Source organism: Streptomyces sp. NPDC001549, from assembly GCF_042894025.1.
GTDB lineage: Bacteria > Actinomycetota > Actinomycetes > Streptomycetales > Streptomycetaceae > Streptomyces > Streptomyces kutzneri.
The window spans coordinates 95533-113889 of record NZ_JBIAVJ010000024.1; the positions used below are offsets into that span (position 1 = coordinate 95533).

An 18357-nucleotide genomic window follows, 5' to 3' on the forward strand; every position below is an offset into this window, starting at 1 on the left:
TTTCCATGGGACTGGAAGAGAAGCTGCCGAGCGGCTTTCTGCTGACCACCGTCGAACAGGCCGCGGGATGGGTGCGCAAGTCGTCCGTCTTCCCGGCGACCTTCGGTCTGGCCTGCTGCGCCATCGAGATGATGACCACCGGAGCGGGCCGGTACGACCTGGCCCGCTTCGGCATGGAGGTCTTCCGCGGCTCCCCGCGCCAGGCCGATCTGATGATCGTGGCCGGGCGGGTCAGCCAGAAGATGGCGCCGGTGCTGCGGCAGGTGTACGACCAGATGCCCGCTCCCAAATGGGTCATTTCCATGGGGGTTTGTGCATCTTCAGGCGGAATGTTCAACAACTACGCGATCGTCCAGGGCGTCGACCACATCGTCCCGGTGGACATCTATCTGCCCGGCTGCCCGCCACGCCCCGAGATGCTGCTGGACGCGATCCTCAAGCTCCACCAGAAGATCCAGGGCTCCAAGCTCGGCGTGAACCGGGAAGAAGCGGCCCGTGAGGCGGAGGAGGCGGCCCTCAAGGCCCTCCCCACCATCGAGATGAAGGGGCTGCTCCGGTGAGCGAGACCCAAGAGCCGGAGAACGGCAGCAACGTCCCTGCGCCGCGCGCCCAGGGCCCCGAGGTCATCGGCGTCCGCAAGGGCATGTTCGGTGCCGCGGGCGGCGGGGACACCAGCGGCTACGGCGGCCTCGTGCGGACCGTGGCCATGCCCGGCGCGACGGGCCGACCGTACGGCTCCTACTTCGACGAGGTGGCCGACGAGCTCGAAGGCGCCCTGGAGGAGCAGGACCTGGTCCCCGGGAACGCCATCGAGAAGACGGTGGTCGACCGCGGCGAGCTCACCTTCCACATCGCCCGCGAGCACCTCGTCCGGGTCGCGCGCACCCTGCGCGACGACCCGGCCCTGCGCTTCGAGCTCTGCACCGGCGTCTCCGGCGTGCACTTCCCCGGAGACAAGGGCCGCGAGCTGCACGCCGTCTACCACCTGCGCTCGCTCACGCACGGCCGGATCCTGCGGCTGGAGGTGTCCGTCCCGGACAGCGACCCGCACGTCCCCTCGCTCGTCTCGATCTACCCGACCAACGACTGGCACGAGCGCGAGACGTACGACTTCTTCGGCCTGATCTTCGACGGGCACCCGGCCCTCACCCGGATCATGATGCCGGACGACTGGCAGGGCTTCCCGCAGCGCAAGGACTACCCGCTCGGCGGCATTCCCGTCGAGTACAAGGGCGCCCAGATCCCGGCTCCCGACCAGCGGAGGTCGTACAGCTGATGTCCACGTCAAACCACGCCTCCGCCGATCACGCCTCCGCGCGCGAGACGACCGAGGGCACCGTGTACACCGTCACCGGCGGCGACTGGGACGAGATCGTCCAGTCCGCGGCCAGGGCCGACGACGAGCGGATCGTCGTCAACATGGGTCCGCAGCACCCGTCCACCCACGGAGTGCTGCGCCTGATCCTGGAGATCGACGGCGAGACGGTCACCGAGGCCCGCTGCGGCATCGGCTACCTGCACACCGGCATCGAGAAGAACCTCGAATTCCGGAACTGGACGCAGGGCACCACCTTCGTGACGCGCATGGACTACCTGACGCCGTTCTTCAACGAGACGGCGTACTGCCTCGGCGTCGAGAAGCTGCTCGGCATCACCGACCAGGTCCCGGACCGCGCCACCGTCATCCGCGTCCTGCTCATGGAGCTCAACCGGATCTCCTCCCACCTGGTGTGCCTCGCCACCGGCGGCATGGAGCTGGGCGCGACCACGATCATGATCTACGGCTTCCGCGACCGCGAGCTGATCCTCGACATCTTCGAGCTGATCACCGGACTGCGCATGAACCACGCGTTCGTCCGCCCCGGCGGCCTCGCCCAGGACCTGCCCCCGGGCGCCGTCGACCAGCTGCGCGAGTTCGTCAAGACCATGAAGAAGAACCTGCCGGAGTACGACAAGCTCGCCACCGGCAACCCCATCTTCAAGGCCCGCATGCAGGACGTCGGCTACCTCGACCTCACCGGCTGCATGGCGCTCGGCGCCACCGGCCCGATCCTGCGCTCCGCCGGCCTGCCGCACGACCTGCGCAAGTCGGACCCGTACTGCGGCTACGAGAACTACGAGTTCGACGTACCGACCACCGAGAGCTGCGACTCCTACGGGCGGTTCCTGATCCGCCTGGAGGAGATGCGCCAGTCGCTGCGGATCGTCGAGCAGTGCCTGGAGCGGCTGGAGCCGGGACCGGTGATGGTCGCCGACAAGAAGATCGCCTGGCCTGCGCAGCTCGCGATGGGCCCGGACGGTCTCGGCAACTCGCTCGACCACATCAGGAACATCATGGGCACCTCCATGGAGGCCCTCATCCACCACTTCAAGCTGGTGACCGAGGGCTTCCGGGTACCGCCCGGCCAGACGTACGCGGCCGTCGAGTCACCCAAGGGCGAGCTCGGTGTGCACGTCGTCTCCGACGGCGGGACCCGCCCCTACCGGGTCCACTTCCGCGACCCGTCCTTCACCAACCTGCAGGCCATGGCCGCGATGTGCGAGGGCGGCCAGGTCGCCGACGTCATCGTCGCCGTCGCCTCCATCGACCCCGTGATGGGAGGCGTCGACCGATGACCGCCAGTCCTTCGAACCAAGGGGTCGCGCTGGGCATGCCCCAGCTGCCGGCCCCCGACTTTCCGGCGGAGGTACGCGAGCGCCTCGAAGCCGACGCCCGGGACGTCATCGCCCGCTACCCCGACAGCCGCTCCGCGCTGCTGCCGCTGCTGCACCTGACCCAGTCCGAGGAGGGCTACGTCTCGCGCACCGGCATCCGCTTCTGCGCCGAGGTACTGGGCCTGACCACCGCCGAGGTCACGGCCGTGGCGACCTTCTACACGATGTACCGCCGCAAGCCCTCCGGCGACTACCAGGTCGGCGTCTGTACGAACACCCTGTGCGCGGTGATGGGCGGCGACGCCATCTTCGAGGAGCTCAAGGAGCACCTCGGGGTCGGCAACAACGAGACCACCCCCGACGGCAAGGTCACCCTCGAACACATCGAGTGCAACGCGGCCTGCGACTACGCCCCCGTGGTGATGGTCAACTGGGAGTTCTTCGACAACCAGACCCCCCAGTCCGCCAAGGCCATGGTCGACGACCTGCTGGCCGGCCGCGAGGTCTCGCCGACCCGCGGCGCGCCGCTGTGCACGTACAAGGAGACCGCCCGGATCCTGGCCGGCTTCCCGGACGAGCGCGAGGGCGCGGTCGAGGCGACCGGCGGCGCCGGCCCCGCCTCCCTGATCGGGCTGCGCATCGCGCGCGGCGAGTCCGCGCACACCCCGATCGTCCACCCGCGCGGCGAGGCCACCACCGAGGGAGGGGAGTGATGTCGGTGTCTTCCGAACTGAGCAACGGGGGCAACGGGGGCACCTCCCACCCGGGGACCGGCGGAGGGACCAGCCCGGAGAAGCTCCTCGCCCCCGTGCTGTCCTCCTTCTGGGACGAGCCGCGGTCGTGGACGCTGGAGACCTACCGGCGGCACGAGGGGTACGAGGGCCTGCGCAAGGCGCTCGCGATGACCCCGGACGACCTCATCGCCTACGTGAAGGACTCGGGTCTGCGCGGACGCGGCGGCGCGGGCTTCCCCACCGGAATGAAGTGGCAGTTCATCCCGCAGGGCGACGGAAAGCCGCACTACCTCGTCGTGAACGCCGACGAGTCGGAGCCGGGAACCTGCAAGGACATCCCCCTCCTCTTCGCCAACCCGCACTCCCTCATCGAGGGAATGATCATCGCCTGCTACGCGATCCGCTCGGAGCACGCCTTCATCTACCTGCGCGGGGAGACGGTGCCCGTCCTGCGGCGCCTGCACGAGGCCGTGCGCGAGGCGTACGCGGCCGGATACCTCGGCAAGGACATCGACGGCACCGGACGCAACCTCGACATCACGGTGCACGCGGGCGCGGGCGCGTACATCTGCGGCGAGGAGACGGCGCTGCTCGACTCCCTCGAAGGCCGACGCGGCCAGCCCCGGCTGCGTCCCCCCTTCCCGGCGGTCGAGGGGCTCTACGCGTGCCCCACTGTCGTCAACAACGTGGAGTCGATCGCCTCGGTTCCCGCGATCCTGAACAAGGGCAAGGACTGGTTCAAGTCGATGGGGACCGAGAAGTCCCCCGGCTTCACGCTGTACTCGCTCTCCGGGCACGTCGTCGGCCCCGGCCAGTACGAGGCCCCGCTCGGCATCACCCTGCGCCAGCTCCTCGACATGAGCGGCGGCATGCGACCCGGGCACCGGCTGAAGTTCTGGACCCCGGGCGGCTCCTCCACCCCGATGTTCACGGACGAGCACCTCGACGTCCCGCTCGACTACGAGGGCGTGGGCGCCGCCGGCTCGATGCTCGGCACCAAGGCCCTGCAGTGCTTCGACGAGACGACGTGCGTGGTGCGGGCCGTGACCCGGTGGACCGAGTTCTACGCCCACGAGTCCTGCGGCAAGTGCACACCGTGCCGCGAAGGCACGTACTGGCTGGTCCAGCTGCTCCGCGACATCGAGGCCGGCCGGGGTGTCATGTCCGACCTCGACAAGCTGAACGACATCGCCGACAACATCAACGGCAAGTCCTTCTGCGCGCTCGGCGACGGCGCGGCCAGCCCGATCTTCTCCTCGCTCAAGTACTTCCGCGAGGAGTACGAGCAGCACATCACGGGCAAGGGCTGCCCCTTCGACCCCAGGAAGTCGACCCTCTGGGCCGACACGGAGGTGAACGCATGACCGTCACCACTCCAGCGGCCTCCGGGGGCGGAGCGGCGGTTCCACCGGAGAACACCGTCTCGCTGACCATCGACGGGGTCGAGCTGTCCGTACCCAAGGGCACCCTCGTCATCCGGGCCGCCGAGCAGCTCGGCATCGAGATCCCCCGGTTCTGCGACCACCCCCTCCTCTCCCCGGCCGGCGCCTGCCGCCAGTGCATCGTCGAGGTCGAGGGCCAGCGCAAGCCGATGGCCTCCTGCACCATCACCTGCACCGACGGCATGGTCGTCAAGACCCAGCTGACCTCCGAGGTCGCCGACAAGGCCCAGCGCGGGGTGATGGAGCTGCTGCTCATCAACCACCCGCTGGACTGCCCGGTCTGCGACAAGGGCGGCGAGTGCCCGCTGCAGAACCAGGCGATGTCGCACGGCAACGCCGAATCACGGTTCGAGGGCAAGAAGCGCACCTACGAGAAGCCGGTCCCGATCTCCACCCAGGTGCTGCTGGACCGCGAGCGCTGCGTGCTGTGCGCGCGCTGCACCCGCTTCTCCAACGAGATCGCCGGCGACCCGATGATCGAGCTGCTGGAACGCGGCGCGCTCCAGCAGGTCGGCACCGGCGAGGGCGACCCCTTCGAGTCGTACTTCTCCGGCAACACCATCCAGATCTGCCCGGTCGGCGCCCTCACCTCGGCCTCCTACCGGTTCCGCTCCCGCCCCTTCGACCTCGTCTCCTCCCCGAGCGTGTGCGAGCACTGCGCGGGCGGCTGCGCGACCCGCACCGACCACCGCCGCGGCAAGGTGCTGCGCCGCCTCGCCGCCGAGGACCCCGAGGTCAACGAGGAGTGGATCTGCGACAAGGGCCGCTTCGGGTTCCGCTACGCGCAGCGCCCGGACCGGCTGACCACCCCGCTGGTGCGCAGCGCCGCCGGGGTGCTGGAGCCGGCGAGCTGGCCCGAGGCCCTGGAGGCCGCGGCGAACGGCCTCGCCGCCGCGCGCGGCCGGGCCGGGGTGCTGACCGGCGGCCGGCTCACCGTCGAGGACGCCTACGCGTACGCCAAGTTCGCGCGGGTGGTGCTGGACACCAACGACATCGACTTCCGGGCCCGCGTGCACAGCGCGGAGGAGGCCGAGTTCCTGGCCTCGGAGGTCGCCGGGTACGGGGTCGACCTCGGCGGTCAGTGGCTCTCGTACACCGCCCTGGAGGCGGCCCCCGCGGTGCTGCTCGCCGGCATCGAGGCGGAGGAGGAGGCCCCCGGCGTCTTCCTGCGGCTGCGCAAGGCCCACCGCAAGCGGGGGCAGCGGACCTTCTCCATGGCCCCCTTCGCCACGCGCGGCCTGGACAAGGCCGGCGGCACCCTGCTGGCCGCCGCCCCCGGCACCGAGCCCGAGTGGCTCGACGCGCTGGCCTCCCGGACCGGGCTGGAGACCGGCGGCGCCGAAGCCGCCGAGGCGCTGCGGCTGCCCGGCGCGGTCATCCTCGTCGGGGAGCGCCTCGCCGGGGTGCCGGGCGCGCTGACCGCCGCCGTACGGGCCGCCGGGGTCACCGGGGCCACCCTGGTGTGGATCCCGCGCCGGGCCGGCGAGCGGGCCGCCATCGAGGCGGGCGCGCTGCCGACCCTGCTGCCGGGGGGCCGTCCGGCCACCGACCCGCGGGCCCGTGACGAGGTCGCCACCGCCTGGGGCCTGGACGAACTCCCGCACCGCTACGGCCGCGACACCGGCCAGATCGTCGAGGCCGCGGCGACCGGGGAGCTCTCGGCCCTGCTGATCGCGGGTGTCGAGGTCGCCGACCTGCCGGACCCGGCCCGTGTGCGGACCGCCCTCCAGGAGGCCTTCGTGGTCTCCCTGGAACTGCGGCCGAGCGAGGTCACGGACCACGCGGACGTGGTCCTGCCGGTCGCCGCGGTGGCCGAGAAGGCGGGCGCGTTCATCAACTGGGAGGGCCGGGTCAGGCCGTTCGAGGCCGCGCTCAAGCCCGACCAGATGACCCGCCGGCTCGCCCCGGCCGACGCCCGCGTGCTGCACATGCTGGCCGAGGCCGCCGACCGGCCGATCGCACTGCCCGACGTACACGCCGTACGCCGGGAGATCGACGGGCTCGGCCCGTGGGCCGGTGAGCGTGCCGCCGCGCAGAGCGCGGACACGGCGGTGCTGCCCCGCCCGGGCACCGGCGAGGCGGTCCTCGCGGGCCACCGGCTCCTCCTGGACCTCGGCCGGCTGCAGGAGGGCGACGACGCCCTGGCCGGCACCCGGCACGAGGCGAGCGCCCGGCTGTCGGCCGCCACGGCCGCCGAGACCGGCGTCAAGGACGGCGACGTCCTCGCGGTCACCGGCCCGGCCGGCTCCGTGGAACTCCCGCTCCGGATCACCGAGATGCCCGACCGCGTGGTCTGGCTCCCGCTGAACTCCACCGGCTCCGGCGTCCTCGCCGATGCCGGCGCCCGCCCGGGCACCCTCGTACGCATCGGCCCGGCGACCCCGGCCGGCGCAGGCGACACCACTGCGGAGGTGGGCGCGTGAACACCGTTCAACTCGCTGCCGAGGACCTGTCCCTGTTCGGCCGGGACGTCTGGTGGCTCGTGGTCGTCAAGGCGGTGTTCTGCTTCGCCTTCCTGATGGTGACGGTGCTCTTCTCCATCGTGTGGGAGCGCAAGGTCGTCGCCTGGATGCAGCTGCGCATCGGCCCGAACCGGCACGGCCCCTGGGGCATGCTCCAGTCGCTCGCCGACGGCGTGAAGCTGATGCTCAAGGAAGACCTGATCGTCAAGCGGGCCGACAAGGTCATCTACGTCCTGGCCCCGATCATCGCGGCGATCCCGGCCTTCATGGCCATCGCGGTGATCCCCTTCGGGCCCCCGGGCGACGAGGTCTCCATCTTCGGCCAGCGCACCACGATGCAGCTGACCGACCTGCCCATCGCGATGCTCTACATCCTCGCGGTCGCCTCGGTCGGCATCTACGGCATCGTGCTGGCGGGCTGGTCCTCCGGCTCCACCTACCCGCTCCTCGGCGGCCTGCGCTCCTGCGCGCAGATGATCTCCTACGAGATCGCGATGGGCGCGGCCTTCGCCTCGGTCTTCCTCTACTCCGGGTCGATGTCGACCTCGGCGATCGTCGAGGCCCAGGCGGACCGCTGGTTCATCGTCCTGCTGCCGGTGTCCTTCATCATCTACGTCATCACGATGGTCGGCGAGACGAACCGCGCCCCCTTCGACATGCCGGAGTCCGAGGGCGACCTGGTCGGCGGCTTCAACACCGAGTACTCGTCCATCAAGTTCGCGCTGTTCATGCTGGCCGAGTACGTCAACATGGTCACCGTCTCGGCGGTCTCGGTCACCCTCTTCCTGGGCGGCTGGCGGGCCCCGTACCCGATCAGCTCCTTCTGGGAGGGCGCGAACCACGGCTGGTGGCCGATGCTCTGGTTCGTCCTCAAGGTGCAGCTCCTGCTGTTCTTCTTCATCTGGCTGCGCGGCACGCTGCCCCGCGTGCGCTACGACCAGCTGATGAAGCTCGGCTGGAAGGTCCTGATCCCCGTCTCGGTGGTCTGGCTGATGCTGGTGGCCACCGTCCGGGCGCTGCGCAACGAGGCGTACGACTTCAGCGAGATCGTCCTCTACGTCGGCGGCGCGGTCGTGGCGATCCTGCTGCTCTCCTTCGTCGCGGACGTCTTCCGCGACAAGCGCGAGAAGAAGACGGCGGCCACCGAGGCGGTGCACGACGCCGAGCCCTTCGACCCGCTGGCGGGCGGATTCCCCGTACCGCCGAAGCCCGGCCAGCACCTGGCACCCGTACCGCGCAGGCGGTCCCGCGCCGAGCGGGAGCTGATTGTCAGTGGCGGGACGAATACTGACAGTGACCGAGAGGAGGCTTGAGAGATGTCCGACGAGAAGTGGCAGAACCCGGTGGCGGGCTTCGGCGTGACCTTCAAGGCCATGTTCAAGAAGCGCCTCACCGAGCAGTACCCGGAGCAGCAGAAGACGACCGCACCGCGCTTCCACGGACGGCATCAGCTCAACCGGCACCCCGACGGTCTGGAGAAGTGCATCGGGTGCGAGCTGTGTGCCTGGGCCTGTCCCGCCGACGCGATCTACGTGGAGGGCGCGGACAACACCGAGGAGGAGCGCTACTCCCCGGGTGAGCGGTACGGCGCCGTCTACCAGATCAACTACGCCCGCTGCATCCTGTGCGGGCTGTGCGTGGAGGCGTGCCCGACGCGGGCGCTCACCATGACGAACGAGTTCGAACTGGCCGACTCCAGCCGCGAATCGCTCATCTACACCAAGGAGCAGCTGCTGGCCGGCCTGACCGAGGGCATGGTCGAGGCACCGCACTCGATCTTCCCCGGCATGGACGAAACGGACTACTACCGAGGACTGGTGACCGGGGCCGCCCCGGGCACCGTCCGGCAGGTCGCCGTCTCCAAGGGCGAAGTCGCCCCGGAGAACGGGCAGTCCGAGGAGGTGGACGCGTGAGCACCATCGCCGCCACCGCCACCTCCATGACCTCCACGGGCGAGGCGATCCAGTTCTGGATCCTCGGCACGGTCGCCGTCATCGGCGCACTGGCCACGATCCTGATGAAGAAGGCCGTGCACAGCGCCCTCAGCCTGGCCGGGACGATGATCATCCTGGCCGTCTTCTACCTCGCCAACGGGGCGTACTTCCTGGGCGTCGTCCAGGTCATCGTCTACACCGGCGCGATCATGATGCTCTTCCTCTTCGTGGTCATGCTCGTCGGCGTCACCGCCGCCGACTCCCTGAAGGAGACCATCAAGGGACAGCGCTGGCTGGCCGTCCTGTGCGGGCTCGGCTTCGGCACCCTGCTGATCGGCGGCATCTCACACGCCGGGCTCACCCACTTCAACGGGCTCGGCCGGGTCAACTCCGGCGGGCACATCGAGGGCCTGGCGCAGCTGATCTTCACCAAGTACGTCTTCGCCTTCGAGATCACCGGCGCGCTGCTGATCACCGCGTCCGTCGGCGCGATGGTGCTCACCCACCGCGAGCGCACCGAACGGGCCGCCACCCAGCGCGAACTCGCCGAGAAGCGGGTCCGCGAGGGTGTCCAGCTCCCGCCGCTGCCCGCGCCCGGCGTCTACGCCCGGCACAACGCGGTGGACGTCGCCGGTCTGCTGCCGGACGGCACCCCCTCCGAGCTGACCGTCAACCGGACGCTGCGCGCCCGGGGCCAGATCCGGGACGTCTCCAGCCAGGCCATCGACGACCTCAAGGCACTGGAGCAGGCCTCCTCGGAGCGCCTCGGCCGTGAGGAGGCCTCGAAGTGAATCCGGTCAACTACCTGTACCTGGCGGCCCTGCTGTTCACGATCGGTGCCACCGGGGTCCTGATCCGCAAGAACGCGATCGTGCTGTTCATGTGCGTCGAGCTGATGCTCAACGCCTGCAACCTCGCCTTCGTCGCGTTCTCCCGGATGCACGGCAACCTCGACGGCCAGATCATCGCGTTCTTCACGATGGTCGTCGCCGCCGCGGAGGTCGTGGTCGGCCTGGCGATCATCGTGTCGCTGTTCCGTACCCGCCACTCGGCCTCGGTCGACGACGCCAGCCTGATGAAGCTGTAAGGGGTCGCTGTGGAGAACCTGATTGCGCTGCTGATCGCGGCGCCCCTGCTCGGAGCGGTGGTGCTGCTCTGCGGCGGCCGGCGCCTCGACAAGGTCGGTCACTGGATCGGCACCCTGCTCGCGGCCGTCTCCTTCGGGATCGGCGCCGTACTGTTCGCCGACATGCTGGGGCGCACGGCCGAGGACCGGACCCTGACCCAGAACCTGTACACCTGGATCCCCGTCGAGGGCTTCCAGGCGGACATGGCCTTCCAGCTGGACCAGCTGTCGATGACCTTCGTCCTGCTGATCTCCGGGGTCGGCACGCTCATCCACGTGTACTCGATCGGGTACATGGAGCACGACGAGCGCCGCCGCCGCTTCTTCGGCTACCTGAACCTGTTCGTCGCGGCGATGCTGCTCCTGGTCCTCGCCGACAACTACCTCCTGCTGTACTTCGGCTGGGAGGGCGTGGGCCTCGCCTCGTACCTCCTGATCGGCTTCTGGCAGCACAAGCCCAGCGCGGCCACGGCCGCGAAGAAGGCCTTCCTGGTCAACCGCGTCGGCGACATGGGCCTGTCGATCGCGATCATGCTGATGTTCACCACCTTCGGCACCTTCGCCTTCGAGCCGGTGTTCGCCTCCGTGGGCACAGGGACATCAGTCGCTACCGCTCCGGTCTCCGAGGGCACGCTGACGGCCATCGGCCTGATGCTCCTGCTGGCCGCCTGCGGCAAGTCGGCCCAGGTCCCGCTGCAGTCCTGGCTCGGGGACGCGATGGAGGGCCCGACCCCGGTCTCGGCCCTGATCCACGCGGCCACCATGGTGACTGCGGGCGTGTACCTGATCGTCCGCTCGGCCGCGGTCTTCAACGGGGCGCCGGACGCCCAGCTGGTGGTCACCGTCGTGGGCGCGGTCACGCTCCTCTTCGGTGCGATCGTCGGTTGCGCGAAGGACGACATCAAGAAGGCCCTGGCGGGCTCGACGATGTCGCAGATCGGCTACATGATCCTCGCCGCGGGCCTCGGCCCGATCGGCTACGTCTTCGCGATCATGCACCTGGTGACGCACGGCTTCTTCAAGGCAGGCCTCTTCCTCGGCGCGGGTTCCGTGATGCACGGGATGAACGACGAGGTCGACATGCGCAAGTACGGGGCCCTGCGGAAGTACATGCCGGTCACCTTCGCGACCTTCGGACTCGGATACCTGGCCATCATCGGCTTCCCGGGCCTGTCCGGCTTCTTCTCCAAGGACATGATCATCGAGGCGGCCTTCGCCAAGGGCGGCACCGAGGGCTGGATCCTCGGCGGGGTCACCCTGCTGGGCGCCGGCATCACCGCCTTCTACATGACCCGGGTCATGCTCCTCACCTTCTTCGGCGAGAAGCGCTGGCAGCCGGACGCCGAGGGCCACCCGCCGCACCCGCACGAGTCCCCGAAGTCCATGACCATCCCGATGGTCATCCTGGCCTTGGGTTCGGTCTTCGCCGGAGCCTTCTTCGAGATCGGCGAGCGCTTCCTGAAGTGGCTGGAGCCCGTCACCGGCTACGAGCACGGCAACCCGCCGGTCAGCGCCATGACGATCACCGCGGCCACCATGGTGGTCCTCGTCATCGGCGTCGCCATCGCCTGGACCATGTACGGACGCAAGCCCGTCCCGGTCGTCGCCCCGCGCGGCTCGCTCCTCACCCGGGCGGCCCGCAAGGACCTCTACCAGGACGACTTCAACCACGTCGTGCTGGTGCGCGGCGGGGAGCACCTGACCCGCTCGCTCGTATACCTCGACCACAGCGTGGTCGACGGGGTGGTCAACGGGACGGCCGCCTCGGTCGGCGGGCTCTCGGGCCGCCTGCGCAAGCTGCAGAACGGCTACGCCCGCAGCTACGCGGTCTCGATGTTCGGGGGCACGGTGGTCCTGATCGCCGCGACCCTGCTGATGAGGGCGGTGTGAAATGAGTTTCCCGCTTCTGACGGTGACGGCCGCGGTCCCCGCGGTCGGCGCGATCCTGACGGCGGCCGTACCGGCCGCCCGCAGGACCGCCGCCAAGTGGCTCGCGCTGCTCTTCTCGCTGGCGACACTGGCCCTGGCCGTGCTCGTCGCGGTCCGCTTCGACCCGAGCGGTGACCGCTACCAGCTCACGGAATCCCGGCCCTGGATCGCCGACTTCGGCGTCCGCTACGAGCTGGGCGTGGACGGGATCGGGGTGGTGCTCATCGGGCTCACCGCGCTGCTGATCCCCTTCGTGATCGCGGCCGGCTGGCACGACGCCGACCCCCTGGAGACCAAGAGCTCCCGGTGGCGGCCGACCCAGGGCTTCTTCGCCCTGATCCTGCTGGTCGAGGCGATGGTGATCATCTCCTTCGAGGCCACCGACGTCTTCCTCTTCTACATCTTCTTCGAAGCCATGCTCATCCCGATGTACTTCCTCATCGGCGGCTTCGGGGACCGGGCCCACGGCGGTTCCGAGGAGAACGCGGCCACGCAGCGCTCGTACGCGGCGGTCAAGTTCCTCCTCTACAACCTGGTCGGCGGCCTGATCATGCTGGCGGCCGTCATCGGCCTCTACGTGGTCGCGGGGAACTTCTCCCTCCAGGAGATCACCGCCGCCCGGGCCGCGGGCACGCTCGACATGTCGACCAACACCGAGCGGCTGCTGTTCCTGGGGTTCTTCTTCGCCTTCGCGATCAAGGCCCCGCTGTGGCCGCTGCACACCTGGCTGCCGAACGCGATGGGCGAGTCCACCGCTCCGGTCGCCGTACTGATCACCGCGGTCGTCGACAAGGTCGGCACCTTCGCGATGCTCCGCTTCTGCCTCGGGCTCTTCCCCGACGCCAGCAAGTGGGCCACGCCGGTGATCCTGGTGCTGGCCCTGATCAGCATCGTCTACGGCGCGCTGGTCGCGGTCGGCCAGCGGGACATCAAGCGGCTGGTCGCCTACGCCTCGATCTCGCACTTCGGCTTCATCATCCTGGGCATCTTCGCGATGACCTCCCAGGGCCAGTCCGGCGCCACCCTCTACATGGTCAACCACGGCCTGTCGACGGCGGCGCTGATGCTGGTGGCCGGCTTCCTGATCTCGCGGCGCGGCTCGCGGCTCATCGCCGACTACGGCGGCGTCCAGAAGGTGGCCCCGGTCCTCGCCGGCACCTTCCTGATCGGCGGCCTCGCCACCCTCTCGCTGCCGGGCCTCGCGCCCTTCGTCAGTGAATTCCTGGTCCTGGTCGGCACGTTCGCCCGGTACCCGGTCGTCGGCATCATCGCCACCACCGGCATCGTGCTCGCCGCGCTCTACACCCTGGTCCTCTACCAGCGCACGATGACCGGCCCCGTGAAGGAGGAGGTCCGCACCATGCCGGACCTGCGCCTGCGGGAGGTGCTGGTGGTCGCCCCGCTGATCGCCCTGCTGATCGGGCTGGGCGTCTACCCGAAGGTGCTCACCGACATCGTGAACCCGGCGGTGGAGCACACCATGTCGGACGTGAAGCAGACGGACCCGCAGCCCGAGATCGCCGTTGAGGCCGAGCACGCCAAGAATGGGGAGGTGGCGAAGTGAGCACGCTGACTTCCGCCCACAGCCTGTGGACACTGGCGGCCGAGGCACCGGCCGACCGGATCCCGGCACCGACCATCGAGTACGCACAGCTCGCGCCCACGCTGATCGTGGTGGGTGCGGCGGTGCTCGGGATCCTGGTCGAGGCCTTCGTGCCCCGCAAGTCCCGTTACTACGTCCAGGTGTTCCTCACCGTTGCCGCGCTGGCCTCGGCCTTCGCCGCGGTCGTCGGCCTCGCGGCCGGCGGGTACGGGTCCGGCAAGGCCCACATCGCCGCGATGGGCGCCATCGCCGTGGACGGCCCGGCGCTCTTCCTGCAGGGCACCATCCTGCTGGCCTCGGTCGTGGCGGTCTTCACCTTCGCCGAGCGGCGCCTGGACCCCGCGGCGCACGGCAACCGGGTGGACTCCTTCGCCGCCCAGGCGGCGTCCGTACCGGGCAGCGACAGCGAGAAGGCCGCCGTCAAGGCGGGCTTCACCACCACCGAGGTCTTCCCGCTGGCCCTGTTCGCGATCGCCGGCATGCTGATCTTCCCGGCGGCCAACGACCTGCTGACGCTGTTCATCGCCCTTGAGGTGTTCTCCCTCCCGCTGTACCTGCTCTGCGCCGTCGCCCGCCGCCAGCGGCTGATGTCGCAGGAGGCCGCGGTGAAGTACTTCCTCCTGGGCGCCTTCTCCTCCGCCTTCCTCCTCTTCGGCATCGCGCTGCTCTACGGGTACGCGGGCTCGGTCTCGTACGCGGTGATCGCCGACGTGGTCGACGGCACGGTCGCGAAGATCGACCCGGCGCTGGCCTCCACCATGGGCAACGACGCGCTGCTGCTGATCGGCGGCGCGCTGATCCTGACGGGCCTGCTCTTCAAGGTCGGCGCGGTCCCCTTCCACATGTGGACCCCGGACGTCTACCAGGGCGCTCCGACCCCGGTCACCGGCTTCATGGCGGCGGCGACCAAGGTGGCCGCGTTCGGCGCCCTCCTGCGCCTCCTCTACGTGGTCCTGCCGGGGCTGCGCTGGGACTGGCGTCCGGTGATGTGGGCGGTGGCCATCGTCACCATGCTCGCGGGCGCGGTGATCGCCGTGACCCAGACGGACGTCAAGCGACTGCTCGCCTACTCCTCGATCGCGCACGCGGGCTTCATCCTGGCCGGTGTGATCGCGACCTCGGCGCAGGGCGTCCAGTCCGTCCTCTTCTACCTGGCCGCCTACTCCTTCGTGACGATCGGTGCCTTCGCGGTGGTCACGCTGGTGCGCGACGCGGGCGGCGAGGCCACGCACCTGTCCAAGTGGGCGGGGCTCGGCCGGCGTTCGCCGCTGACGGCGGCCGTCTTCGCGGTGTTCCTGCTCGCCTTCGCGGGCATCCCGCTGACCTCCGGCTTCACGGGCAAGTTCGCCGTGTTCAGGGCGGCGGCGGAGAGCGGCGCCGGGGTGCTGGTCGTGATCGGTGTCATCTCGTCCGCGATCGCCGCGTTCTTCTACATCCGGGTGATCGTCCTGATGTTCTTCAGCGAGCCGAAGGCCGACGGCCCGACGGTGGCGGTCCCCTCGCCGCTGACGATGACCACCATCGCGGTGGGCGTCGCCGTCACCCTGGTCCTGGGCCTCGCCCCGCAGTACTTCCTGGACCTGGCGGGGCAGGCGAGCACCTTCGTCCGCTGACCGGTTCGTCGTACGGGACAGGGCCCGGCCCCCTTCGGGGGAGCCGGGCCCGTCGCGTGTGGGGAGATATGTGCATGCCACTTGACCGCACGGGCCGGGAGAGCCCTTAGTGGCCGTGCGGGTGGCCGGCGCCTCCCGGGGCCGGGCTCTTCCTGGGGCAGGTCAGCGCCGGGTTCCAGTTGTGGAAGCGGCCGGCCGGATTCTCCTTGTACGCCCACATGTGCAGGTCGTAGTGCTTGGGCATGCCCGCCCAGTGGCCCGGCATCGGACCGTCGAAGGGCAGCCCGAACATGCTCGGCCGGTCGTCGCTGGTCTTCAGGTCCTGGTCCCGGTCCGTGGCCATCCACTCCACCGTCTCGAGCTTGCGGCGGCCGTTGCGGTCCTTGTCCTTGCTGTAGAGGAGCGCGGTCGGCCTGGCGGGGTCCTTCGAACCCCAGTTGGCCTGCTTCACGTAGTGGTAACCCATGGCGCCCACCCCGAACGGGTTGGTCATGCATTCCTCACCGTGCGGGACGTACCCGTCCCTGAGCGCCGCCCGCTCGTCCGCGTACTTGGCCGTCACCGCGATCGCCGTCGCCATGTCCCGCATGGCCTTGGCGTTGCGCGGGTCGGGCGCGGGCCCCTCCACCCCGTGCGCCGGGACCACGGCGGCCAGGCCCAGCGACACGGCGGCGGTGATCACGAGGGCGGCCTTGCGGACATGGGGGGACATGGGGACTCCTGCCGTCGACGGGCTTTCGTCCACCATCCCGGCGCCCCGCGGACCCTGCACGCCGCGGGCCCCCGAACGGGGGGCCGACACCACCGCCTGACACCGCGTGAGGGTCACGCCGCGCGGGCGGCGTACGCGCGGACGTCCGCGTCCGGGTCGGAGACCGCCGTGGCGAGGGCCGCACGGGCCTCCGTGGCGTCCCGATGCGCCAGCAGGGACAGCACCGCCGCCTTGCGGACATCCGCGTTGGCGTCGGCCAAGGCCTTGGCCAGGGCCGGTACCGCCGTTTCCGGGGTGGCCGCCGACAGCCCGGCCGCCGCCCCTGCCCGGACCTGCCAGGCGGGGTCGGCCAGGGCCGCCACCGCGGTACGGGCGTACCCGTCACGCAGCAGGTCGGCGAGCTGGCGAGCCTGGTCCGCGCGCAGTCGCCGCCGGCGCGCGGCGGCGACCGGGACGGTGTGCGTGGCGGTTCGTTCGGCTGGCATGGCAGGGAACGTACAGGCGGCCCGGCGCCCGTGGTGTTGCCGCAGTGGTGCGCCACCTGATGGCGCTTCCGCAGAGCTCTGAGCTGCGGTTTCGGCGGGGTGGCGGGAAGATCCGCCACCCCGCCGGCTGTGTTTGCCGCCGACGTCGGACTAGCGCGAGCCCACGATGCGGCCGGTGACCTCGCCGAGGCCGACGCGCGTGCCGTCCGGGCCGGGGGCCCAGGCGGTGAGGGTGACGGTGTCCCCGTCCTCCAGGAAGGTGCGCTTGCCGTCGGTGAGCTCGATGGCGTCGCGGCCGTTCCAGGTGAGCTCCAGCAGCGAGCCGCGCTGGCCGACCTCGGGACCGCTGACGGTGCCGGAGCCGAAGACGTCGCCGGTGCGCAGGGAGGCGCCGTTGACGGTCATGTGGGCGAGCTGCTGGGCCGCCGTCCAGTACATGGTGGCGAAGGGCGGCTGCGCCACCTCCTGCCCGTTGATGGAGACGGTGATGCGCAGGTCGAAGCCGCCGGGGCGGTCGAGGGCGGCGTCGTCCAGGTAGGGCTGGAGCGGGAAGTCCCGGGCGGGCGGGGCGACGCGGGCCGCGTCCAGGGCCTCCAGCGGGGTGACCCAGGCGGAGACGGAGGTGGCGAAGGACTTGCCGAGGAAGGGGCCGAGCGGCACGTACTCCCAGGCCTGGATGTCGCGCGCCGACCAGTCGTTGAGCAGGAACAGCCCGAAGACGTGCTCCTCGAAGTCGCCCAGCGCCACCGGCCGGCCCAGCTCGGAGGGGGTGCCGACGACGAAGCCGACCTCGGCCTCGATGTCGAGCTTGACGGAGGGGCCGAAGACGGGCGCCGGGTCGGTGGGCGCCTTGCGCTGGCCGGAGGGGCGTACGACGTCGGTGCCGGAGACCACGATGGTGCCGGAGCGGCCGTGGTAACCGATGGGGAGGTGCTTCCAGTTGGGCGTCAGCGCGTCGCCGTCCGGGCGGAACATCTTCCCGACGTTGGTGGCGTGGTGCTCGCTCGCGTAGAAGTCGACGTAGTCGGCGACCTCGTACGGCAGGTGCAGGGTGACCTCGTCGAGCGGCACCAGGTGCGGCTCGACGGTGGGGCGGTGGCCGGGGTCGGTGACCCAGGCGGTCAGCGCGCGGCGTACGTCGCGCCAGGCGGTGTGGCCGGCGCCGAGCAGCGGGTTGAGGGAGGACTGTCCGAGCAGTCCCGCGAACGGTGAGCCGAGCGCGGCCGCGGCCGCCCCCGCGTCGAGGACGAATCCGCCGATGCGCACACCGACCCGCCGCCGGTCGTCCGCTGCGGTCGAGAAGACGCCGTAGGGGAGGTTGTGCGGCCCGAACGGGTCGCCCTCGGGGACATCGAGGGGGCTCTGCTGGGGCATGGGGTACTGCCTCGCTTTCGACGCGGTCCGGGGGTGTCCCGGTAGACACGGTGCGGGACACGCTACTCAGGATCCCGCGGGAACGCGCGGGTACCCGGTCGGAGATGAAACACACCCCGGGACGACGGCTGTGGTCAGGTATCCACAGTTCCGGTCATATCTGATCTTTTGGTGCGTGCTGTCGATCGGGGGCTCTACGGTCGGGGTTGTGCACTTCCCTGCCCCGCCCGTGCCCCGCTCGGCGCTGGAGCGCGTCAAAGTGACGGATGGGACGTGGGGGAGGCCGGA

The 18357-nt window shown here is 70.3% G+C and carries 16 protein-coding genes; 13 read left to right on the forward strand and 3 right to left on the reverse strand.

Features of this window, described 5'->3' with window-relative positions:
* Positions 1-5 precede the first annotated feature (5 nt).
* From ACFY04_RS32145 to nuoN, 13 genes are read left to right on the forward strand one after another with little or no spacing between them, the layout of a single operon-like run.
* The gene (locus ACFY04_RS32145) at positions 6-560 is read left to right on the forward strand and encodes an NADH-quinone oxidoreductase subunit B family protein (RefSeq protein WP_123079911.1); all 555 of its coding nucleotides are present in this window, start codon (positions 6-8) and stop codon (positions 558-560) included.
* A complete protein-coding gene (locus ACFY04_RS32150; RefSeq protein ID WP_389122171.1) occupies positions 557-1276 on the forward strand; it encodes an NADH-quinone oxidoreductase subunit C in 720 nt (239 codons plus the stop codon). Before ACFY04_RS32145 ends, ACFY04_RS32150 begins: the two co-directional genes overlap by 4 nt.
* A complete protein-coding gene (locus ACFY04_RS32155) occupies positions 1276-2616 on the forward strand; it encodes an NADH-quinone oxidoreductase subunit D (protein ID WP_389122174.1) in 1341 nt (446 codons plus the stop codon). Before ACFY04_RS32150 ends, ACFY04_RS32155 begins: the two co-directional genes overlap by 1 nt.
* The gene (gene nuoE / locus ACFY04_RS32160; RefSeq protein ID WP_389122176.1) at positions 2613-3368 is read left to right on the forward strand and encodes an NADH-quinone oxidoreductase subunit NuoE; all 756 of its coding nucleotides are present in this window, start codon (positions 2613-2615) and stop codon (positions 3366-3368) included. The genes ACFY04_RS32155 and nuoE overlap by 4 nt, the downstream gene beginning before the upstream one ends.
* Positions 3368-4753, forward strand: a complete 1386-nt coding sequence (gene nuoF, locus ACFY04_RS32165) for an NADH-quinone oxidoreductase subunit NuoF (RefSeq protein ID WP_389122179.1) — start codon at positions 3368-3370, stop codon at positions 4751-4753. Before nuoE ends, nuoF begins: the two co-directional genes overlap by 1 nt.
* Positions 4750-7254, forward strand: coding sequence for an NADH-quinone oxidoreductase subunit G (locus tag ACFY04_RS32170; RefSeq protein WP_389122181.1), 2505 nt, complete (start codon positions 4750-4752; stop codon positions 7252-7254). The genes nuoF and ACFY04_RS32170 overlap by 4 nt, the downstream gene beginning before the upstream one ends.
* The gene (gene nuoH, locus ACFY04_RS32175) at positions 7251-8606 is read left to right on the forward strand and encodes an NADH-quinone oxidoreductase subunit NuoH (RefSeq protein ID WP_389122184.1); all 1356 of its coding nucleotides are present in this window, start codon (positions 7251-7253) and stop codon (positions 8604-8606) included. Before ACFY04_RS32170 ends, nuoH begins: the two co-directional genes overlap by 4 nt.
* 3 nt (positions 8607-8609) lie before the next feature.
* Positions 8610-9206, forward strand: a complete 597-nt coding sequence (nuoI, locus tag ACFY04_RS32180; protein WP_389122186.1) for an NADH-quinone oxidoreductase subunit NuoI — start codon at positions 8610-8612, stop codon at positions 9204-9206.
* Positions 9203-10018: an NADH-quinone oxidoreductase subunit J gene (locus tag ACFY04_RS32185; RefSeq protein ID WP_389122189.1), complete on the forward strand. Its 816-nt coding sequence runs from the start codon at positions 9203-9205 to the stop codon at positions 10016-10018. The genes nuoI and ACFY04_RS32185 overlap by 4 nt, the downstream gene beginning before the upstream one ends.
* Entirely contained in the window at positions 10015-10314 is a 300-nt protein-coding gene (gene nuoK / locus ACFY04_RS32190; RefSeq protein ID WP_030653455.1) for an NADH-quinone oxidoreductase subunit NuoK, read from the forward strand. The genes ACFY04_RS32185 and nuoK overlap by 4 nt, the downstream gene beginning before the upstream one ends.
* Positions 10315-10323: 9 nt before the next feature.
* Positions 10324-12243, forward strand: coding sequence for an NADH-quinone oxidoreductase subunit L (nuoL, locus tag ACFY04_RS32195; protein ID WP_389122191.1), 1920 nt, complete (start codon positions 10324-10326; stop codon positions 12241-12243).
* A gap of 1 nt (position 12244) precedes the next feature.
* The gene (locus ACFY04_RS32200) at positions 12245-13846 is read left to right on the forward strand and encodes an NADH-quinone oxidoreductase subunit M (protein WP_389122194.1); all 1602 of its coding nucleotides are present in this window, start codon (positions 12245-12247) and stop codon (positions 13844-13846) included.
* 5 nt (positions 13847-13851) lie between these two features.
* Positions 13852-15498 carry an NADH-quinone oxidoreductase subunit NuoN gene (nuoN, locus tag ACFY04_RS32205; protein WP_389122284.1) on the forward strand — a complete coding sequence of 549 codons (1647 nt, stop codon included), beginning with the start codon at positions 13852-13854 and terminating at the stop codon, positions 15496-15498.
* Positions 15499-15604: 106 nt separating this feature from the next.
* On the opposite strand, the gene ACFY04_RS32210 is transcribed toward nuoN, so the two are convergent.
* The 3 genes from ACFY04_RS32210 to fahA all read right to left on the reverse strand — a co-directional run bounded on the left by ACFY04_RS32210 (position 15605) and on the right by fahA (position 18069).
* Positions 15605-16210 carry a hypothetical protein gene (locus ACFY04_RS32210; protein ID WP_389122197.1) on the reverse strand — a complete coding sequence of 202 codons (606 nt, stop codon included), beginning with the start codon at positions 16208-16210 and terminating at the stop codon, positions 15605-15607.
* Positions 16211-16323: 113 nt separating this feature from the next.
* The gene (locus tag ACFY04_RS32215) at positions 16324-16695 is read right to left on the reverse strand and encodes a HEAT repeat domain-containing protein (protein ID WP_389122200.1); all 372 of its coding nucleotides are present in this window, start codon (positions 16693-16695) and stop codon (positions 16324-16326) included.
* A gap of 150 nt (positions 16696-16845) precedes the next feature.
* On the reverse strand, positions 16846-18069 hold the full coding sequence (gene fahA, locus ACFY04_RS32220) for a fumarylacetoacetase (protein ID WP_389122203.1): 1224 nt from the start codon (positions 18067-18069) through the stop codon (positions 16846-16848).
* Positions 18070-18357 lie beyond the last annotated feature (288 nt).

What these genes read in the sequence shown, in the direction of transcription:
- ACFY04_RS32145 (WP_123079911.1), top strand. Translation starts at nt 6, where the DNA reads ATGGGACTGGAAGAGAAGCTGCCGAGCGGCTTTCTGCTGACCACCGTC.
- ACFY04_RS32155 (WP_389122174.1), top strand. Translation starts at nt 1,276, where the DNA reads ATGTCCACGTCAAACCACGCCTCCGCCGATCACGCCTCCGCGCGCGAG.
- nuoE (WP_389122176.1), top strand. Translation starts at nt 2,613, where the DNA reads ATGACCGCCAGTCCTTCGAACCAAGGGGTCGCGCTGGGCATGCCCCAG.
- nuoF (WP_389122179.1), top strand. Translation starts at nt 3,368, where the DNA reads ATGTCGGTGTCTTCCGAACTGAGCAACGGGGGCAACGGGGGCACCTCC.
- ACFY04_RS32170 (WP_389122181.1), top strand. Translation starts at nt 4,750, where the DNA reads ATGACCGTCACCACTCCAGCGGCCTCCGGGGGCGGAGCGGCGGTTCCA.
- nuoI (WP_389122186.1), top strand. Translation starts at nt 8,610, where the DNA reads ATGTCCGACGAGAAGTGGCAGAACCCGGTGGCGGGCTTCGGCGTGACC.
- ACFY04_RS32200 (WP_389122194.1), top strand. Translation starts at nt 12,245, where the DNA reads ATGAGTTTCCCGCTTCTGACGGTGACGGCCGCGGTCCCCGCGGTCGGC.
- ACFY04_RS32210 (WP_389122197.1), bottom strand. Translation starts at nt 16,210, where the DNA reads ATGTCCCCCCATGTCCGCAAGGCCGCCCTCGTGATCACCGCCGCCGTG.
- ACFY04_RS32215 (WP_389122200.1), bottom strand. Translation starts at nt 16,695, where the DNA reads ATGCCAGCCGAACGAACCGCCACGCACACCGTCCCGGTCGCCGCCGCG.
- fahA (WP_389122203.1), bottom strand. Translation starts at nt 18,069, where the DNA reads ATGCCCCAGCAGAGCCCCCTCGATGTCCCCGAGGGCGACCCGTTCGGG.